The 19,178-nt window shown below is 46.9% G+C and carries 24 protein-coding genes and 1 riboswitch; of the genes, 22 read left to right on the forward strand and 2 right to left on the reverse strand.

Annotation, left to right across the window (positions count from 1 at the left end):
• Positions 1–150: 150 nt before the first annotated feature.
• Entirely contained in the window at positions 151–681 is a 531-nt protein-coding gene (locus IEW11_RS23055; protein ID WP_188533448.1) for a transposase, read from the reverse strand.
• Positions 682–916: 235 nt separating this feature from the next.
• Here IEW11_RS23055 and IEW11_RS23060 point away from each other — a divergent pair, with 235 nt between their 5' ends.
• The 10 genes from IEW11_RS23060 to rsmI all read left to right on the forward strand — a co-directional run bounded on the left by IEW11_RS23060 (position 917) and on the right by rsmI (position 8,346).
• Entirely contained in the window at positions 917–1,102 is a 186-nt protein-coding gene (locus IEW11_RS23060; protein ID WP_188533449.1) for a sigma factor G inhibitor Gin, read from the forward strand.
• 96 nt (positions 1,103–1,198) lie between these two features.
• On the forward strand, positions 1,199–2,677 hold the full coding sequence (locus IEW11_RS23065) for an aminotransferase class I/II-fold pyridoxal phosphate-dependent enzyme (protein ID WP_188533450.1): 1,479 nt from the start codon (positions 1,199–1,201) through the stop codon (positions 2,675–2,677).
• A gap of 95 nt (positions 2,678–2,772) precedes the next feature.
• Positions 2,773–3,429 carry a dTMP kinase gene (gene tmk / locus IEW11_RS23070; RefSeq protein ID WP_188533451.1) on the forward strand — a complete coding sequence of 219 codons (657 nt, stop codon included), beginning with the start codon at positions 2,773–2,775 and terminating at the stop codon, positions 3,427–3,429.
• 41 nt (positions 3,430–3,470) lie between these two features.
• Positions 3,471–3,800, forward strand: coding sequence for a cyclic di-AMP receptor DarA (gene darA / locus IEW11_RS23075; RefSeq protein ID WP_188533452.1), 330 nt, complete (start codon positions 3,471–3,473; stop codon positions 3,798–3,800).
• A 16-nt stretch (positions 3,801–3,816) separates the two neighbouring features.
• Positions 3,817–4,260, forward strand: a complete 444-nt coding sequence (locus tag IEW11_RS23080) for a YaaR family protein (protein ID WP_188533453.1) — start codon at positions 3,817–3,819, stop codon at positions 4,258–4,260.
• 63 nt (positions 4,261–4,323) lie between these two features.
• Entirely contained in the window at positions 4,324–5,301 is a 978-nt protein-coding gene (gene holB / locus IEW11_RS23085; RefSeq protein ID WP_188533512.1) for a DNA polymerase III subunit delta', read from the forward strand.
• 4 nt (positions 5,302–5,305) lie between these two features.
• Positions 5,306–6,109, forward strand: coding sequence for a PSP1 domain-containing protein (locus IEW11_RS23090; protein WP_188533454.1), 804 nt, complete (start codon positions 5,306–5,308; stop codon positions 6,107–6,109).
• A gap of 35 nt (positions 6,110–6,144) precedes the next feature.
• Entirely contained in the window at positions 6,145–6,525 is a 381-nt protein-coding gene (gene yabA / locus IEW11_RS23095) for a DNA replication initiation control protein YabA (protein WP_188533455.1), read from the forward strand.
• A gap of 121 nt (positions 6,526–6,646) precedes the next feature.
• The gene (locus tag IEW11_RS23100; RefSeq protein WP_373289384.1) at positions 6,647–7,420 is read left to right on the forward strand and encodes a tRNA1(Val) (adenine(37)-N6)-methyltransferase; all 774 of its coding nucleotides are present in this window, start codon (positions 6,647–6,649) and stop codon (positions 7,418–7,420) included.
• Positions 7,417–8,346, forward strand: coding sequence for a 16S rRNA (cytidine(1402)-2'-O)-methyltransferase (gene rsmI, locus IEW11_RS23105; RefSeq protein WP_188533457.1), 930 nt, complete (start codon positions 7,417–7,419; stop codon positions 8,344–8,346). The genes IEW11_RS23100 and rsmI overlap by 4 nt, the downstream gene beginning before the upstream one ends.
• A 134-nt stretch (positions 8,347–8,480) precedes the next feature.
• Here rsmI and IEW11_RS23110 read toward each other — a convergent pair whose 3' ends face one another.
• Complete coding sequence (locus IEW11_RS23110) at positions 8,481–8,735, reverse strand: AbrB/MazE/SpoVT family DNA-binding domain-containing protein (RefSeq protein WP_188533458.1); 255 nt, start codon at positions 8,733–8,735, stop codon at positions 8,481–8,483.
• A gap of 290 nt (positions 8,736–9,025) precedes the next feature.
• Between IEW11_RS23110 and IEW11_RS23115 the strand changes: the two genes are divergently transcribed.
• The 12 genes from IEW11_RS23115 (at position 9,026) to spoVG (ending at position 19,152) form a co-directional block, all read left to right on the forward strand.
• Positions 9,026–10,318: an HD domain-containing protein gene (locus IEW11_RS23115; protein ID WP_188533459.1), complete on the forward strand. Its 1,293-nt coding sequence runs from the start codon at positions 9,026–9,028 to the stop codon at positions 10,316–10,318.
• A gap of 38 nt (positions 10,319–10,356) precedes the next feature.
• Entirely contained in the window at positions 10,357–11,136 is a 780-nt protein-coding gene (locus IEW11_RS23120) for a TatD family hydrolase (RefSeq protein WP_188533460.1), read from the forward strand.
• Between the two features lie 166 nt (positions 11,137–11,302).
• Positions 11,303–11,501: riboswitch (cyclic di-AMP (ydaO/yuaA leader) on the forward strand.
• Between the two features lie 246 nt (positions 11,502–11,747).
• Positions 11,748–12,896, forward strand: a complete 1,149-nt coding sequence (locus tag IEW11_RS23125) for a resuscitation-promoting factor (RefSeq protein WP_188533461.1) — start codon at positions 11,748–11,750, stop codon at positions 12,894–12,896.
• A 160-nt stretch (positions 12,897–13,056) separates the two neighbouring features.
• Complete coding sequence (gene rnmV / locus IEW11_RS23130; RefSeq protein WP_188533462.1) at positions 13,057–13,647, forward strand: ribonuclease M5; 591 nt, start codon at positions 13,057–13,059, stop codon at positions 13,645–13,647.
• Entirely contained in the window at positions 13,640–14,542 is a 903-nt protein-coding gene (rsmA, locus tag IEW11_RS23135) for a 16S rRNA (adenine(1518)-N(6)/adenine(1519)-N(6))-dimethyltransferase RsmA (RefSeq protein WP_188533463.1), read from the forward strand. Before rnmV ends, rsmA begins: the two co-directional genes overlap by 8 nt.
• Positions 14,543–14,625: 83 nt before the next feature.
• Positions 14,626–15,513, forward strand: coding sequence for a sporulation peptidase YabG (gene yabG / locus IEW11_RS23140; RefSeq protein WP_188533464.1), 888 nt, complete (start codon positions 14,626–14,628; stop codon positions 15,511–15,513).
• A gap of 183 nt (positions 15,514–15,696) precedes the next feature.
• The gene (gene veg, locus IEW11_RS23145) at positions 15,697–15,969 is read left to right on the forward strand and encodes a biofilm formation stimulator Veg (protein ID WP_188533465.1); all 273 of its coding nucleotides are present in this window, start codon (positions 15,697–15,699) and stop codon (positions 15,967–15,969) included.
• 181 nt (positions 15,970–16,150) lie between these two features.
• On the forward strand, positions 16,151–16,330 hold the full coding sequence (locus IEW11_RS23150) for an alpha/beta-type small acid-soluble spore protein (protein WP_188533466.1): 180 nt from the start codon (positions 16,151–16,153) through the stop codon (positions 16,328–16,330).
• A 187-nt stretch (positions 16,331–16,517) separates the two neighbouring features.
• A complete protein-coding gene (ispE, locus tag IEW11_RS23155; protein ID WP_188533467.1) occupies positions 16,518–17,372 on the forward strand; it encodes a 4-(cytidine 5'-diphospho)-2-C-methyl-D-erythritol kinase in 855 nt (284 codons plus the stop codon).
• An 82-nt stretch (positions 17,373–17,454) separates the two neighbouring features.
• Positions 17,455–18,282, forward strand: coding sequence for a pur operon repressor (gene purR, locus IEW11_RS23160; RefSeq protein WP_188533468.1), 828 nt, complete (start codon positions 17,455–17,457; stop codon positions 18,280–18,282).
• 60 nt (positions 18,283–18,342) lie between these two features.
• A complete protein-coding gene (locus IEW11_RS23165; RefSeq protein ID WP_188533469.1) occupies positions 18,343–18,735 on the forward strand; it encodes a RidA family protein in 393 nt (130 codons plus the stop codon).
• Positions 18,736–18,864: 129 nt separating this feature from the next.
• Positions 18,865–19,152 carry a septation regulator SpoVG gene (gene spoVG / locus IEW11_RS23170; RefSeq protein ID WP_188533470.1) on the forward strand — a complete coding sequence of 96 codons (288 nt, stop codon included), beginning with the start codon at positions 18,865–18,867 and terminating at the stop codon, positions 19,150–19,152.
• Positions 19,153–19,178: the final 26 nt, after the last annotated feature.

Here is a 19,178-nt window from a genome sequence, read left to right on the forward strand (position 1 = left end):
GTAGGACGTTGCCAAGCACGATGAACCCACTGAGTTTTCTCAGTGGGTTTTTTGTTGTTTTAAACCAATAATACGACCCATAATGGCCGTTTTATCGACATAAATTACAGTACTGGAGTTGGGCTAAGTTTCATGCGCTTATCAGCGATATTAGCGATGGTAGAATAATACCTCTTGTTCATCAAGTCGTAAAACTCCGTCACGTCGTGCCTTGCGCAGTTGTCTGAGAAGGATGAGACGAGGAGCTAGCAGCCAAGCATGCCAGCTGATCATGCTGATCATTAGCGATTCGGATGCCCAGGGGTAGATAACTGCGACTGCACAAAGTCCAAGCCATAACAGATGACGATGCAGCTTACGGAATAGTTGATGCTCAACCAATTGAACCGGCAAGTAGCCGCTCCATGGCAGTTTAAACCGCCAACCCCATCGCCTGTCCTCCGGTTCGTCAACTCGTAACATCGTAAGGCGAAGAATCGCCCAATGGATCACGATAATCATAACCAGGCCCAATATCCATGTCAGCAGCCCGTCATTGTTATAAAAAATGTATTGAAAAGCTGCAAATAATAATGCAATCACTGCGTAACTCACCAGCATTTCCGTTCTTATCCGCAGCTTTCGGATTAATTGGTAGTGGTAGATCGTGGATTCTTTATTTAGCTTTATCTCACGCTGCATGCTGTTCCTCCGTTGTAAGGAAATAAATTGTATATCAATCTAAATATCGGAAGGAAGACAGTAGAACTTTACGGTAATTTTTTTCTGGATAATCATCTTGTTTTCATCACGAATTCAATATCTTGCGCATAGGATATAAAAATATTTGAAATCGGCTATGAAACAAGTATATCTCGCTAGTAAATGTGGCATAATGGTAGGTATAGAAGATTTCCGTAAAAAGGTGGGATGCATAATGATTGAAGCACACCGTCATACCTGTATTATATGTGGTATTGAGAAAGTTGAAGGCATCCATATCGTGTCGGAGTTTATTTGTGAGAGCTGCGAGAACGAGATGATTCAAACCGATGTGAAGGATGCAAAGTATCCTTTTTTCATTCATCAATTAAAGCAAATTTGGGTTCAAAAAAATGCATAATAAGAGCCGCCTCTAATAAACTGGGGAACAGGCTCTTTTTTTTGTATTGTACTCCGCTACAATAGATACATACAGATAAAGAGAGGATTTTCTGTCATGTCCATTTTCCATGCACCATTATATGAGGCGCTAAAGCGGCACATTGCTTTGTCGCCGCGAAGCTTCCATGTCCCTGGCCATCAATATGGACGAGCTTTGCATAACAAAGCTCCGGATACAATATATCGTGATTATGAAGCATTGCTGAAGTTAGATGTAACCGAGCTATCGGGTACCGATGACCTACATCATCCGGAAGGCGTTATTCAGGAAGCGCAGCAGTTAGCAGCACGAACCTTTGGAGCTGAGGAGACCTTCTTCCTGGTAGGAGGCAGTACCGCGGGAAACCTTGCATTAATACTGGCCCATTGTGCGCCCGGAGACATACTGATCGTTCAACGTAACGTGCACAAATCCATCTTGAATGGACTCCAGCTTGCCGGTGCTCAGGCTGTTTTCATTACGCCCTCTGTAGAACCGGATACCGGTCTGCCGACCGTGCCTTCAATTCAGCAGATTGAAGAGGCCCTAAGGCGTTATCCAAATGCAAAAGCTGTCATGCTTACCAATCCTAATTATTATGGCATGGGTGTGGAGCTTCATCGTTACGTGGAATTGATCCACCGTTATGGCAAGCCCGTCTTTGTGGATGAAGCGCATGGCGCGCATTACGGGATCCATCCGGATCTCCCGGGCAGCGCATTGAACGCTGGTGCAGATGGTGTGGTCCAATCGACACATAAGACACTTTCCGCGATGACGATGGGAGCGATGTTACATGTCCAAGGTAGCAGAATCGACCGCTTTGCCATTCGCCGCACACTAGCGATGATACAAAGCTCAAGCCCTTCTTATCCGATTATGGCATCGCTTGATCTTGCCCGGGCAATTGTACACCAAGAAGGCGCAGGCCTGTTCGAGCAAGCCATTCGCATGGCAAACCTGTTCAGGCAGCAAATGCAAGAGCGACTGCCAATTTTCCTTGTCATGGGGACTGAGGCAAGACAGCCTTATTATGATTATATGGATCCTCTACGAATCGTCATTTCGGACAGTACGGGAGCGCTAAGCGGCTATGAATTGCAGAAACAGCTTGAGGCATATGGATGTTGGGCTGAAATGGCGGATCCGCGGCATGTTGTACTTTTATTTGGCATATCGACGTCCCTTGAAGATATGGAAGCACTAATTCATGCGTGCGAAGTAATTGCAGCAACGATCAGCATGAATGCTGATCGGCAGCATAGCTTTCAATTTTTGCTGGATTCAGGGGTTTCGGAGCCGGTATCCTTCTCCAGAACACTTAGTGATGTGGATGACGTTGAGACCATTCCATTATCGGAGTCGGCACAAAGAATTGCTGCGGAGATGATCATTCCGTATCCTCCCGGCATACCTATATTATATCCGGGAGAACGAATTCATCCGCTCACGGTTACCACGCTTCAACAGTTAGCCCGTCATGGCGCCAAATGCCAGGGTGCTTCCGATCCGACGCTTACAGCAATTCGAGTTTACAGGGGAGCAAAAGCATAAAGCAGGAAGAAGATAATGGTTTATGTTTATGGGGTGCTTTGTTAGAATAATAAGATAAGACAGGTTTATTCTAAACGATATGAGGAGCACATCCATTGAAAACAGGACGGTTCATTACGATTGAAGGCGGCGAAGGAGCCGGCAAGACAACATTAATAGATGGTTTGGCGAAGCGGATATCAAAGCTTGGAAGATCTGTATTGATCACTCGGGAGCCTGGAGGCATTCCGATTGCAGAAGACATTCGCGGTGTCATCCTCGACGCGGGAAATACCAATATGGATGCACGGACAGAGGCGCTGTTATATGCGGCGGCGAGAAGGCAGCATTTGGTGGAGAAAGTAATTCCTGCTTTGAACAAAGGCGAGATCGTTATTTGTGACCGATTCATTGACAGCAGCCTTGCTTATCAAGGCTATGCACGGGGAATTGGCATGGATGCGATATGGGAAATCAACCGTTTTGCAGTAGAAGAGACGATGCCTGATCTGACCCTGTGGATGGATGTAAGGCCGGAGACAGGATTAGCCCGTATTAATAAAGCATCCAGCAGGGAGATTAACCGTCTGGATCTTGAAGGATTGGTCTTTCACCAAAAGGTACAGGACGGTTATCGGATCCTGCAGCAGCGCTATCCGGAGCGAATTATCAGGATCGATGCCGAACAGCCTTCAGAGCTTGTTCTAGAACAGGTATTTATGGAGTTGGACCAACGATTTAAAGGGTTTTTCGCGACGGATGTCAAATTATAATAGAACAATAAAGATCGTTTTAAAACATGGGAGGGTTAATTATGAAATTGGTCATCGCGATCGTGCAGGACAAAGATAGCAATCGATTATCGAATGCGCTTGTTAGGGAAGGCTTCCGTGCGACAAAGCTTGCAAGTACGGGTGGGTTTTTAAAAGCGGGCAATACGACATTCATGATCGGGATTGAAGACGAGCGGGTATCCGATGTGATGCAGGTCATTCGATCAAATTGTAAAGTCCGAGATCAACTGGTGACCCCGGTAACACCTATGGGTGGAACAACCGATTCATACATTCCATTCCCGGTAGAAGTCCAAGTGGGAGGCGCGGCCGTGTTTGTCGTACCGGTAGAGCGCTTTGAACACTATTGATTGGGTGTGACGTAGAATGAAGATCAATCCCGGATGGCGGCCGACGGGTCAAGATATATCCCGTACAGATGTGGGAACAAGACCTGTTCAAACGAAAAACTTTTCCGATATCATGGGACAGCAGGACCAAGAGCGGACGAAGGAAGAGCTGCAAAAGAAGCTGCAGGATATTCATCTTCAAGGCGAACGTCTAGCTAAATCCATGACTGTAAGGGAATTAAAATTATACCGCCAGATGGTCAAACAATTCCTGGAGGATACCGTACGGCGCGGTATCGGCCTTAAGGAGACAAAGGGTTGGGATCGGCGCGGCCGCACGAAACGATATAAGCTGTTGGAAGAAGTCGATGCAGCGCTGATTTTGTTGGGAGAGGAGCTGCTGGATACGGAGCAAGGGCGCATCGACCTGTTGAACCGGGTCGGTGAAATCCGCGGCATACTCATCAATCTATCTTTTTAGAAATCCAGGAAAGGCCCCTGTGTGAGAAGGCCAGGGACGGCGGAGGCGAAAGGAACGAATACGATGACTTTTCAAACGATCGCCGGACAAGAGAAGGCAAAGCGGATTCTGCAGCACGCGCTGCAGCGGAATAATGTATCTCATGCCTACTTATTCAACGGGCCCCCAGGTACGGGAAGAATGGCAGCTGCGCGTGCTTTTGCCAAAGCGCTGTTCTGTGAAGCACAAGGAGATGATGCTTGCGGAAGCTGTTTATCCTGCCGAAAATTCGAACATGGCAATCAACCCGATTTGCTCCATGTCGTGCCTGATGGGGCAACGATCAAAATTGACCAAATTCGTGAGTTACAGCGGGAGCTCGCTTATCGCAATAGCAGTGCAACTCGTAAGGTATACATTATGGAGCATGCGGAGAAAATGACGGTCCAGGCGGCGAACAGCTTATTGAAATTTTTAGAGGAGCCTTTATCACCGCTCGTTGCGATCTTAATTACAGATAATGGACAAGCGGTACTGCCGACCATACGTTCCCGGTCGCAGTGGGTTCCCTTCTTGCCGATGGCTCCTGCGCAGATGTTGGATGCGCTCATAACAGACGGACAACCCCCTCTGCTTGCCCGTGTAGCAGTCCATTTAGCATCCGGTTTTGATGCCTGCAAAGAAATCATCCAACAAGAGGGGTTTGCAGAAACAAGAAACGTAGTGATACAATTAGGGAAGGAGAGTCTGACCCGATTCACCGCGGCTATGATTACCTCCCAACAGAAAGTGTTTAAGACCGGATTAGCGGAACGTTCAGAATTAGTGATGGACATGCTGATGTTATGGTACAAAGACATGATTCATTTTCAGGCCGGTAGGCAAGAAAGCATGGTTTTTATAGATCAAGTAGATTGGATTGGTAAACATGCATTCACTCGTACACCCGAAGGGTGGGTGAACTGCATGGAGCATACGCTTGCGGCTGGCAAACGGATACGCGCCCATGTGGCGCCCCAGCTGGCATTTGAGCAATTTTTGGTGAAACTACAGGAGGGCTAAACCTTTGTATAATGTGGTTGGTGTTCGCTTTAAGAAGGCGGGCAAGATATATTACTTTGATCCGGTCGAGCACCCTATTGCCACAGATCATCACGTTATCGTAGAGACAGCAAGGGGAATCGAATACGGTAAAGTAGTGGTGGGACAGAAGCAAGTCGGTGAGTCAGATGTCGTTCTCCCGCTTAAGAAAGTCATTCGCATTGCAGGTGATGCCGATGCAAGAATTGTCGAGGAGAACAAAACGGCGGCCAAGAACGCATTTGCTACCTGCATGGAAAAAATCCGGGATCATCAGTTGAAGATGAAGCTGGTAGATGTGGAGTTTACTTTTGACCGGAACAAGATTATCTTTTATTTTACGGCCGAAGGCCGTGTCGACTTTCGCGAGCTGGTAAAGGATTTGGCCAGTGTATTCCGTACCCGGATTGAACTGCGTCAGATCGGTGTTCGCGATGAGGCGAAGATGCTTGGCGGAATCGGGCCTTGCGGACGCGTATTATGCTGTTCATCCTGGCTGGGTGACTTTGAGCCGGTGTCCATCAAGATGGCGAAGGATCAGAATTTGTCTTTGAATCCGACGAAAATTTCCGGACTTTGCGGTCGATTGATGTGCTGCTTGAAGTATGAGCATGACAATTACGAAAGCATTCGGGAAGAGATGCCTGCGATCGGCAAGATTGTCGTCACATCGTTTGGCGAAGGGAAGGTCACAGGAATCAATGCATCTTCTAGATCTGTGTATGTTCAGCTTTTCGAAACAGGAGGCAAGCCCAAAGAGCTGCCTTTTGATGATGTTGTTGTTAAATAGTCGGACGATTTTGCGCTGTACTCTGGGGTGGGAACTTGGAGAAAAACAATTTGTTTAAGCGAATGGATCAATTGGAAAGTCATTTCAGCGGACTGCATTCCGAGCTTGGCGACATGAAGTTAAAGATCAAAGAGCTACTGGAGGAAAACAAACGACTCAGTATTGAAAATCAACAGCTCCGAAAAATTTTAAAAAGAGAATCAGCCGCTGTGCCAGTTGATATTGCTCAGCAAGAAACACAAGAGGATGGAGAAGACCCAATCGTAACGCCGGACCATCCGGCCTCAGCTGTTGGTGAAGGGTATGACAACCTGGCAAGGCTTTACCATGAGGGATTTCATATCTGTAATGTTTATTATGGTCATTTGCGCACGGAAGGCGACTGTTTATTTTGTCTGTCTTTTCTTAATAAATAGAATAGAACACGAAGAGAAGACCCCGTGCGGGTCTTCTTTTGGAATCCAATAAAGATTGCGTTTATTATATAGATAAGAAAGTATGATTGCCTGGATGCGATAAGGAGAATGGAATGACGTGATAGAAGGATTGAAAGCACTTTTGCCGAATGAACGATTGGATGACTTGTTGACGCATGATTTACGAATTATTCAAAGCCCGGAGGTATTCAGCTTTTCCATGGATGCGGTCCTGCTGGCGAGATTCGCCTCCGTCCCTGTACGAGGGCGTATCCTTGATTTTTGTACAGGCAACGGGGTCATTCCACTGCTGCTTACAACACGAACAAAGGCCAGGATTGACGGTGTCGAAATTCAACCAAGATTAGCGGATATGGCGAGCCGCAGCGTCCGGATCAATAACTTGCAGGAACAGGTATATATAATAGAAGGAGATTTACGAAACTATCATGAGCAGAGGGGGTATGGCGTTTATGATTTAGTTACCGTTAATCCTCCTTATATGCCCGCTAATACTGGAGACAGAAATGAAAATGAGCATGTTGCGATTGCGCGTCATGAGATTCACTGTACACTGGAGGAGGTCGTAACCGCCTGTTCAAGATTGGTACGGACCGGAGGGCGGGTCGCTATGGTTCACCGGCCATCAAGACTGGTGGATATTATGGAAGCAATGCGAAGCGTAAGACTGGAGCCGAAGCGAATACGTATGGTCCATCCGCATGCAGAAGGAGAAGCCAATATGGTGCTGATTGAGGCCATTCGTGACGGTAAACCGGACGTCCGCTTACTCCCTCCTCTGATCGTATATAATAGTAGAAAAGAGTACAACGATGAGCTGGTGAACATCTATTATGGTCCGAAACAGGGGAAAGAAGAGGAAAACACAAAATGAATGTCCAAAAAAGCTTCATAAGTCATAACAACGCAAATGAAAACAGCGAAACTGCAGGGACACTTTTCTTGGTCGGTACACCAATCGGCAATTTGGAGGATATGACCTATCGTGCGATCCGCACATTGCGGGAGGCGGATCTCATCGCAGCAGAGGATACGCGGCAGACTCGGAAGCTGCTTACCCATTTTGAAATTTCGACACGCTTGGTTAGCTATCACGAACATAACAAGCAAGCAAGCGGCAGTGAGCTCATCCGCCTATTAGAGGAAGGCCAGCAGATCGCGCTTGTCAGCGATGCCGGGCTGCCGGCAATTTCCGATCCGGGAGCAGATTTGGTTCGCGCTGCGGTGGAGCGGGATATTAATGTTGTTCCTATTCCTGGCGCCAATGCTGCGTTATCGGCGCTGATTGTATCTGGACTATCAACCGAGCGGTTTTTCTTCGCCGGGTTTCCGCCAAGAGACAAGAAGTCGCTAAATGATTGGCTGGATCAAATGAACAATCAAGAAGGAACCATACTATGTTATGAATCCCCGCATCGGATTCAAAAAACATTAAGTGCTATTCTGCAGGCATGGGGGAACCGCAGAATCGTGATGGCGCGCGAGCTGACCAAACGTCATGAAGAAATTGCCCGGGGAACAGTCGAAGAATGCATAGCATGGTTAGAGAAGCAGCCTCCGCTTGGTGAATATTGTTTGCTTATTGAAGGGATTGATGCAGTGGAATCCGGCGTATATGGTGAGTCGGGTGCTGGACGTCATTCCGATGCCGCCTGGTGGTCGAATTTGGAGCTTGAAGCCCATGTGAATCACTATGAGTCGATAACGGGCAATCGTAAAGAAGCGATGAAGCGGGCGGCTTCAGACCGGGGAATGTCCAAACGCGATGTGTACAACATTATAATGAAGAAAGACGATTAGAAGATAATAAAGAAAGACGATTACATCATGAAAAAAAGACCTTCCTGGCCGGGTTCTAGCGCAGGAAGGCAACAAGGAGTATGAAAAAGGTTAGAATTAACAAATTGATTTTTTCTTATTATAACCTATAAATCTTATTTTGTCACAGGTGTAGGCAATTCTGTTACACATTCATTGCAAACAATTTTACCTTTGAAGTAGGTGACGTTCTCTGCGTTACCGCAGAAGATGCATGCTGGCTCATATTTCTTCAACATAATCCGCTCGCCATCAACGTAAATCTCAAGCGCATCCTTTTCACCGATTCCTAAAGTGCGGCGGAGCTCGATTGGAATAACGACACGGCCCAGCTCATCTACCTTGCGGACAATTCCTGTGGATTTCATCATATCTATTGTTTCCCCTCTCAGTATGGTTCTCGTCACCATTCGACAATTTTCATCGTTTTCTGTAATCTATAATACCAACCATTCCCATAATAGTCAACCTAAATTTTGATTGAAAAATGTGTAAAATTCGCTATTTTTACTATAAAAACAGGCTAAAACAGCTTTATATAAGTCTATTTTGTGTACTTTTAGTTGGAATTAGTTAAACGACACAATTCGACATTAAATCGACAATTTTCTCGAGCAAATGAACATTAATCGACAATTTCATTGGGAAGAGGTGGTAAGTGATGGGATATATATTGGAAGAAGAGAAGGTGTTTAAAGATCCGGTACATAAATATATCTATGTGCAAGACGAGACGATCTGGAATTTAATTAACACAAAGGAATTCCAACGACTTAGAAGAATCCGCCAGCTTGGCACCACCTATTTAACCTTTCATGGTGCAGAGCACAGCCGATTCTCACATTCTCTTGGTGTGTATGAGATTACGCGCAAAATTATATCCCAATTCGAACGAAGCCATTATCCGGATTGGCCGAAGGAAGAGAAGCTGGTTTCTCTTTGCGCAGCGCTGCTGCACGATCTGGGACACGGGCCATTCTCTCATTCAATAGAAGAAGTATTTGAAACCCATCATGAGGAATGGACTTGCCGGATCCTGCTCGAAGATACCGATGTCAACCGTGTTCTTAGAACCGTTTCAGACGATTTTCCGCAGCGTGTTGCATCAGTTATTTGCAAAACGTACGACAAGCCGATTGTCATTAGCCTGGTGTCCAGTCAGATGGATGCTGACCGGATGGATTATTTGCTGCGGGATGCGTATTATACCGGAGTTAATTACGGTACGTTTGATCTGGATCGCATCCTTCGCGTCTTGCGTCCTTATCAGGGAAGGATTGTGGTGAAGGAGAGCGGCATGCATGCCGTGGAAGATTACTTAATGTCCCGGTATCAAATGTATTGGCAGGTTTATTTTCATCCGGTGACACGCAGTTCCGAAATTATTTTACGGCAAATTTTTCGCAGAGCAAAAGAAATATATATGAAGGGATATAATTTCCAAATGTTAAGCAAACCCTTCCGGATGATGTTTGAAGGGTCATTAACCGTGGATGATTACTTTCAATTGGATGAAGCGCTGGCACAAACGGTGTTTATGCAATGGGCGGAGGAACAGGATGAAATCTTGTCCGATCTGTGCAAACGGTTTATGCATCGCAGACTATACAAATATATAACCATGGACGAAAAGGATGAAACACTTTGGGCAACCATAAGACAACAGTTTGAAACGGCAGGGCTTCATCCCGACTACCATTTGGAGATTGATTTTCCATTTGATCTTCCTTATGATGTTTACCGGCCGGGAAAAATCGGGAGTGAGGAGAAACCGCCAATCCTCCTCCTTTGCGATCAAGATCAGTTGGTGGAAATTTCGGAAAAGTCCGACATTATTCGATCTATTACCGGCTTGCATTTGGGTAAATACCATCTATACTATCCGGAAGAGAAGCTTAGCGAAAAAGCGCATCTCATTGATCCGGAAATCCGCAAATTATTTGGAATGGCATAGAAATCTGTAATGTAAAGAAGAAAGGGGATTTTTCGACCTTGTTTATCGACACGCATACGCATTTGGACTCCCATAATTTCGACGAGGACCGCGCAGAAGTGATTGAACGGGCACGCGCGGCCGGTGTCGACCGATTGATAAATATTGGCTTTAACCGGGAGACGATTCCGACAACAATCGCATTAGCCGAGCAGTACGAATTTATCTATGCAGTCGTTGGCTGGCACCCGGTGGACAGCATTCATATGGAACCTAAAGATCTGGATTGGATTGCCGGTTTATGCAAGCACGAGAAGGTGGTTGCGATCGGCGAAATCGGGTTGGACTATCATTGGGACACGTCGCCGAAAGAAATTCAGCAGCGGGTTTTCCGCGAACAGATCAGACTCGCCAGATCACTGAATATGCCCATTGTTATCCATAACCGTGACGCACACGAGGATGTCGTCCGCATCCTGAAGGAGGAGAAAGCGGAGGAGGTCGGAGGTGTGATGCATTGCTTCTCAGGAAGCTGGGAAACTGCCCAAAAGTGCCTCGATATGAACTTTTATATTTCGCTTGGCGGACCGGTTACGTTCAAAAATGCAAGGGTTCCCAAAGAGGTAATGGAAAGGGTTCCACTTGATCGTTTACTCATCGAAACGGATGCTCCTTATCTGGCCCCTCATCCGCATCGGGGAAAAAGAAATGAATCGGCATATGTAACCTTAGTGGCGGAGGCAGCAGCGGAAATTAAAGGAAAATCCTTGGAAGAAATTGCAAAAATCACAACGAGCAATGCTGAGAAATGTTTTCGATTAGGCCAAAAACGGCTATGAAAGTAAGGAAATTGGACTTATTTTGTGAAAAAACTGACTTTCACTTGAAAAATCACATGATTTTTGCGGGTTTTTCCTGAAAATTCGTTAAAATCGCATTTTAAGCGGTCTTTACAATCGGATACGAAAGAAGGTATGATTTTTCTCAGAGCTTGAATGTATTGGATTTCCAGTTTCGCTTAATCTCCGGAAATGGAGAACGGGGGAACCAAATACGGCAATTTGTGACTCACGCACAATGAGCAGTATTGAATTCTTTTAGGGGTGAATTTTGGGACCTTGGCGCCTACGCCAAAAGTACCGAATAGGGCGACTCTCTTGCCCGAACCCGTCAGCTAACCTCGTCAGCGTGCCATAGAGAGATCAACCTCGTGCATCCACATTTTCCATGAGACAAATGTCCCATTAGGAAGCCACGAAACAGATCCTCTGTCGACGGCTTCTTTTTATTTTTGAATAAAGAGTAAACAGGCGACATAGGGTGTATCATGGAGGTGGGGAATCGGCGAGTGTACTGGAAGAAGCGTGCTCGCACGCTATTTCACAATAGTCGCGTCAAATGTACTCATGCGTCATACTTGGCGGCGGGGCTATGAAGGAGGACCGAGGAAGTGGGCATGTTCCAACAAAAGGCTACCCATGTAAAACGATCATCCAGCATGTCTTTCGCATTGCGATGGAAGCATGAAAACTTGCGTTTGGTTCTTTTAAGTGCCATAATCTCAATCGCTATGACTTTCATGTTATTGGTGTTGTTGTACGGAACGGCTGACAAAAGCGTATCCGTAGTGTTGAATGGACAAGAAAACGTTGTTTCCACGAAACAATGGGTCCTGCAACGCCTACTGGATGAACAAGCCATTACGGTCGGTGAACACGATGAAATCTCTGTGCCGCTTAATGCGACGATCAAGGACGGGGATCGAATCGTTATCGATCAAGCATTACCGATTACCGTAAAGGCTGACGGCAAGACGACAACGTTCTACACGACGGAAAAAACTGTGCAGGCAGCGATCGAGGAATTAAATATTTCTGTCAATGATTCGGATAAAGTACAACCGAGTTTATCCGCTCAGCTGGAACCGCAGATGACGGTTAACGTTGTGCGTGTGAACAAAGAAATCAGAACGACGGAGCACTCTGTTCCGTTTAAAGTCGTAAAAAAGAACGATCCTAACCTTGAAGTAGGAAAAGAGAAGATTGTTCAATCAGGCAAGGAAGGCGTTCTCGTGAAAAAATTCGAGAGGGTCTATGAGAACGGCTCGCTGGTCTCCCAACGTTTGGTTACCAAATCGGTGGAAGAATCGAGTGTTGAGCAGGTTATTGCGGTCGGCACGAAGAAGCCTGAACCTGAGGTAACCGTCCTCTCTGCATCTTCGGCAACATCGAAGGCCGTGTCTAGCAGCGGTCGCTCCTTTAATGCGAAGAAAGTGTTAACTAATGTGACATTGACTGCTTATACAGCAGGTGTCGAGTCAACAGGCAAGGACAAAGATCATCCTCATTACGGCATTACGGCTTCTGGCGCAAAGGTTCAGGAAGGACGTACAATTGCTGTAGACCCGAAGGTTATACCGATCGGTTGGTGGGTATACATTGAGGGTATAGGCTTCCGTCGTGCGGAGGATACGGGCGGCGCGATTAAAGGCAACAAAATCGACGTCTACTTTGAGGATGTAAACTATGCGAAAAAGTTCGGCCGCAAAAAGGGCTATAAAGTATACGTGCTCGGGCCGAATAAGCCAAAGGCTAGTTAACTGTTGCAGTCCGGGGTTCAATTTACGTTCGGTGATTTAATCATATCGTAATTTGAGCTTAAATATGCCATCATAAGAAGAGGCCCAGCCTCTTCTTTTTGCATGTTTGTCCAGAGCTTGGAATTACATGTTCTTTGGCGGAAAGGAATTTAGGAATCGTATGATAAAAGAGATTATTGTGGTGGAAGGTAAGGATGATACAGTTGCGATCAAACGAGCTGTTGAAGCGGAAACAATAGAAACCGGCGGATCGGCTATCGGGGAATCCGTTCTGAAGCGGATCGCTTTGGCTCAGGAACGCAGAGGAGTCATTATCTTCACCGATCCGGACCATGCAGGAGAGCGTATCCGGAAAATCGTCTCCGCGCGCGTACCGGGATGTAAGCATGCTTTCTTGGCGCAGGCCGAAGCGATATACAAAGACGATATCGGAGTAGAGAATGCAAGTCCTGAGGCGATTCGGCGGGCGCTAAGCCAGGTACGTACCGAATATGCAGGTGAAGGTGCAGACAGAGAGGATACCGTCACTTGGGAAGATATGATTGAAGCGGGTCTGATTGTACACCCGAACGCCTCCGAGCGCCGTCTGGCGATGGGTAATCGGCTGGGGATCGGTTATGCCAACGGCAAGCAGTTTCATAAACGGTGTACGATGTTTCGCATTTCCCGGCAGGAGTTTTTAGAGGCGCTCAGCACATTAGAAGAACCAACAGCAACAGCAAGCATAGAGGAGGACAAGCCCCATGGATAAGCAGGAGCGGACTGCAGCAGCGAGTGAAGTAGCTACGCCCAAACGGACGAAGGAAATCATTGGGCGCTATGGATTCTCATTTAAGAAAAGCTTGGGGCAAAACTTTCTAATCGACCAGAACATTCTGAACAAGATTGTAGCGGCTGCTGAGTTAGACCCGTCCAAAGGCGCGTTAGAGATCGGACCCGGCATCGGAGCGTTAACACAGCAGCTTGCGCAGGCAGCAGGACGGGTAACGGCTGTGGAAATTGATAATCGGTTGATTCCAATCCTCAAAGATGTGTTATCGGAGAATGACAATGTTGAAGTGGTACATGGTGATGTATTAAAACTGGACCTGGCAGAACTGATTGAACGGCAGTTTAAAGAAATGTCGGGTGTGAGCGTCGTTGCGAATCTGCCTTATTATGTGACTACGCCGATTCTGATGAAACTGCTCGAAGAAAAGCTGCCGCTTGAGCACATCGTCGTCATGATCCAGAAGGAAGTGGCGGAGCGTATGGCGGCCAAGCCTGGCGGCAAAGCGTATGGCAGCCTCAGTGTCGCTGTGCAGTATTACTGTGAACCAAAGCTGATATGCACCGTACCGCATACGGTGTTTATTCCACAGCCCAATGTGGATTCGGCTGTCATTAAGCTCTCGCTGCGAGACAAGCCGCCTGTCGACGTGAAGAGTGAATCTTACTTCTTTCGTGTAGTGCAGGCTTCGTTTGCGCAGCGGCGTAAGACGATTACCAACAATTTGGGTGCTTTCGTCGGCAAAGAGCATCGTGAGGCGCTGATCGAATTGCTGCAGGGTTGTGGGATAGATCCTGCGAGGCGGGGAGAGACGCTGTCGCTTAGCGAATTTGCCGCGGTTAGCGATGCTCTGCTTGCAACCGGATGGTCCGACTAATGGTCGGACTTTTTTGTTTTATTTATCTATTTCTCACCAATGTCCTCGTCCGCCCATAGGATAGACGAAGAGGTGATATGCTTATGAAGCAAGGGGATTTGGTTGTCCGTAACTCTTATGGCGGGGATGTGCTCTTTCGCATTGAATCGTTCCGACACGCTGCAGCAGTTTTAAAAGGTACGGACTATCGGTTGCTTGCGGATTCCCCGATTGACGATTTATCTATTGTTCGTGACCCGGAAGTTACGAACGCTACAAAACAGGTGCGAGTCAGGGTGTCGGAATCGATGCAGCGGATGGTGCAGCACCAACAGCGCCAACAGCAAGCGCATAAGATCGAATTGGCTGAGCGCTTTAACGTACATCATAATCAATCCTATTTCGAGGTGCCTGGGAAAGTGCTTCATCTGGATGGAGACGGCAACTACATGAAAAAGAGCATGCAGCTGTACGCTCAGATGCGTGTTCCAGCCTATGGCGTTCATGCAAATGAAGCACAGATGCCTGAATTATTATACCGGCTGCTGCCGCAAGTAAAACCGGATATCGTAGTGATCACAGGCCATGACGGTGTACTGAAGAATCGGCCGAAAGAGGAGATCTATAATCTGAGCAGCTACAAAAATTCACAAAATTTTGTGAATGCCGTGCAAGTCGCCAGAGAATATGAGAAAACACGAGATGGGCTGATCATTGTCGCTGGCGCATGTCAATCTCACTTTGAGGCTTTGCTTCATGCAGGCGCAAATTTTGCGAGCTCACCCGGCAGAATATTAATTCATGCCTTAGACCCCGTTTATATTGCCATTAAAGCAAGCTATACATCAGTCCGGGAAACGATCAATTTAGTTGAAGTCATCAATGGAACGATCAGCGGCGTAGATGGAGTGGGAGGTATTGAGACGCTGGGCCGTCACCGGATCGGGCTGCCCAGGCCGAAGGTACAAATGAGTCAACCGGTTAGAATTTGATGCAGAAAAACGTGAAAAATGGAAGGTTATTACTTTGTGTACCGTGAAATCACATTCCTTGGTAATAAAAAAGGCAAAAAGCCCGTTGACAACAAGTTTGCTTGACTGATATAATATTTTGCTTTGTTTGACAAGCCTCTTCTTTTTGGTTATAATGGATAAGGAAAGAGGTGGTTGTGAACAATGGCAAAAAATGCGCTGTTGGAGATCAAACGTAGTTTGGAAGCCCATGTTGGAGCCAAAATTAGTCTTCGAGCTAACGGTGGTCGAAGGAAGACCATCGAACGTACCGGTGTATTAGAAGAAATCTACCCCTCTGTGTTTATTGTTAAGCTGGATCAGGATCAACACGCATTCAAGCGTGTCTCTTACAGTTATGCAGATATATTAACTGAGTCTGTCGAAGTGACCGTATGTAACGACGAGGGTCAGGTTAAGATTAATTACATTCAATAGATGCCGCAAGCCATGAACAGTACAGAGCGTTTCTCTGTACTGTTTTTTTTGCTAAGCGGTCCCCAGAGAACGGAACCGGCCGCTTCTGAATGCTCCGGAATAACATTCGCAAGGCGAAGCATACTACTTTTATGGCAGGTCTAAAAAGCATGATTTGCTTAGGAAGGAGGGCTTGGCGCTTATGAGCAGAAGACGGCGCAGTATGATGTCAGAGGGCTTGAAGAACGAGCTGGCCAAGGATCTTGGCTTCTATGATACGGTGCAGCGGGAAGGCTGGGGAGGCATCCGCGCGAAGGATGCCGGCAACATGGTCAAGCGTGCGATCCAGTTAGCAGAGCAAGCTGCAGCGAAAAAAACTTGAGCGCGATCTATAAGGATAGCCGGCCTATACAAGCTAAGACGAATCGGGGATCCATCTCTCCCGGTATCATCGTCTTAGCTTTTCTTGTGTCCATTTGTTATAATATGTGAAGTTATAGGCAGAAATGGTGATGTCGTGTCTTGACTGCGGCAGCACCGTTTTAACGAAGACGAGCGGGTGACAAGATATGAAGGTGTATGAGAAAGCGCCGGCCAAGATTAATTTATTGCTTGATGTGCTCCATAAACGGGATGACGGTTATCATGAGGTCGAGATGATTATGACCATGGTCGATCTTGCTGATCGACTGGAGATGGAAGAGCTATCACGGGATACCATCATTATATCGAGTCAGGCGGGTTATATTCCGCTTGATGAGAAGAATCTGGCCTTTCAGGCGGCTAAGTTGATCAAAGACCGTTACGATGTGCGCAAGGGCGTCTATATCCATCTCGACAAGAAAATCCCGGTTGCAGCGGGACTGGCGGGAGGCAGCAGCGATGCCGCCGCTACGCTGCGCGGTTTGAACCGTCTCTGGGGACTGGGCATTCCGCTGGACGAGCTGAGCCGGCTTGGAGCCGAGCTGGGCTCGGATGTGCCTTACTGTGTGACAGGAGGCACAGCGATCGCAAGAGGACGTGGAGAACTGCTCGAACCGATCGGAAATCCGCCGCAGTGCTGGGTCATTTTGGCTAAGCCTCCCATCAATGTATCGACAGCGGATGTTTATGGACGGTTTCGGGCTTCGCAGCTATCGGAACATCCTTCTACGGCTGCTATGGTATCGGCCATTGAGCGAGGATCGTTCACATACATGTGCGCAGGGCTTGGCAATGTGCTGGAGTCTGTCACGATGAAGCTGTATCCCGAGGTGGAGCAGCTCAAGGAAAGCATGCAGAAGCTGGGTGCTGAAGGGGTTCTCATGTCTGGCAGCGGGCCTACAGTATTCGGTCTTGTATCCAAAGAAGCGAAGGTTGCGCGCATCTATAACGGGCTCCGCGGTTTTTGCAAAGAAGTATACGTGGTAAGAATGCTAACATGAAAAACTCGTTCTTCTTGAAAAAAACCGTATAAAAATGTTATATTGACAATATAATATTCGGATTTTCCCGGGGGGAGATGTCATGAAGAAATTGAAGAGAAGCGCTAGACTAGTGGAAATGACCCAATATCTATTGGCTCGCCCCCACACGTTAATTTCGCTCACAGCATTTGCTGACCGTTATCAATCGGCCAAATCGTCCATTAGTGAAGATCTGGCAATCATTAAAGAGGTCTTCGAAGAGGAAGGCTTAGGTGAGCTGCATACGCTTGCCGGAGCTGCAGGCGGAGTGAAATACATTCCGAAGATGCATAAAGGCGAGTCCCTATCGATCATCAAGAACATTTGCCGTCAGCTGGAACAGCCGGAAAGAGTGCTTCCTGGCGGTTATTTGTATATGACCGATATGCTTGGTATACCGAATCTTATGAACGATGTCGGGCGGATGTTTGCTACAGTATTTGCCGATCGGGATATTGATGTCATTATGACCGTCGAAACAAAAGGCATCCCGCTTGCTTACGCAACAGCGATGTTTTTGAATTTGCCGGTTGTTATTGTGCGGCGTGACAATAAAGTGACTGAGGGTTCTGCGGTAAGCATCAATTATGTATCGGGATCCAACAAACGCATTCAGACGATGTCGCTGGCCAGACGGGCTTTGAAGGAGCAGGCTCGCGTGCTGATCATCGATGATTTTATGAAGGCGGGCGGAACAGTCCAAGGCATGATGGATTTGCTCCATGAGTTTGATGCAACGGTAGCCGGTGTCGGTGTATTCGTCGAATCTGGTGAAGTGGGCATGGATGAGAGGCTGCTGGAGGATTACGTCTCTTTGGCGAAGCTTACGGCGGTAGATTTAAAGACGAAGCAAACGACCGTTATTCCCGGCAATTATTTTACACCCTAAACGAAGAACATAGTAAGGTTCAAGTTCGAAAAGACCTGAAGAGGAGGCATGAAGTTACTTATGAAAGAAACATTGAAAATGGTATCGACAGATCAGGCGCCTGCTGCGATCGGCCCGTATTCACAAGCAATTAGACTGGGGTCATTGCTGTTCACCTCCGGACAAATTCCGCTCGGCCTGGACGGCCAAGTGGTAGAAGGTGGTGTTGAGGAACAGACGCATCAGGTGTTCCGTAATTTGCAAGCGGTATTGGCTGCGGAAGGCGCAACCTTGTCTGATGTTGTTAAGGCAACGGTATTCATTAAAGATATGAATCAATTTGGCGTCATCAATTCCATTTACGCTGCTTATTTTGGTGATCACAAGCCAGCCCGTTCGACTGTTGAGGTCGCGCGTCTACCAAAGGATGTGCTTGTCGAAATCGAGCTTATTGCATCGATAGCTGTCGAATAAGATCGAATCTTAACTTTTGCTAAATTTTTTTTAAAATTAGAGTATCATTTTTCCAAAAAAAAGAAGGAATTTGCATCGCAATGTGGAAGTATACACCAAGTCTTCGAGAGGCAAAGGTGGTGAACACAAGTGCAGATTACCGATGTCAGACTCCGCCGTGTGAATTCTGAAGGGAGAATGAAGGCCATCGCTTCCATTACCATTGACAATGAATTTGTTGTTCATGATATTCGCGTCATTGACGGGAACAATGGAATGTTTGTTGCGATGCCGAGTAAACGGACTCCAGATGGAGAGTTCCGGGATATAGCCCATCCCATTTCTTCGACCACCCGGGAAAAGATTCAAGCAGCAGTATTAGCAGAGTACGAAAGAGCGGCAACTGAGGAAGAAGAAGCAATTGAAGAAGGCGCTTAATTAGTATGGAACTTAAGAAGGAGAGC

The organism is Paenibacillus abyssi, assembly GCF_014640295.1.
Classification (GTDB): Bacteria; Bacillota; Bacilli; order Paenibacillales; family Paenibacillaceae; genus Paenibacillus_D; species Paenibacillus_D abyssi.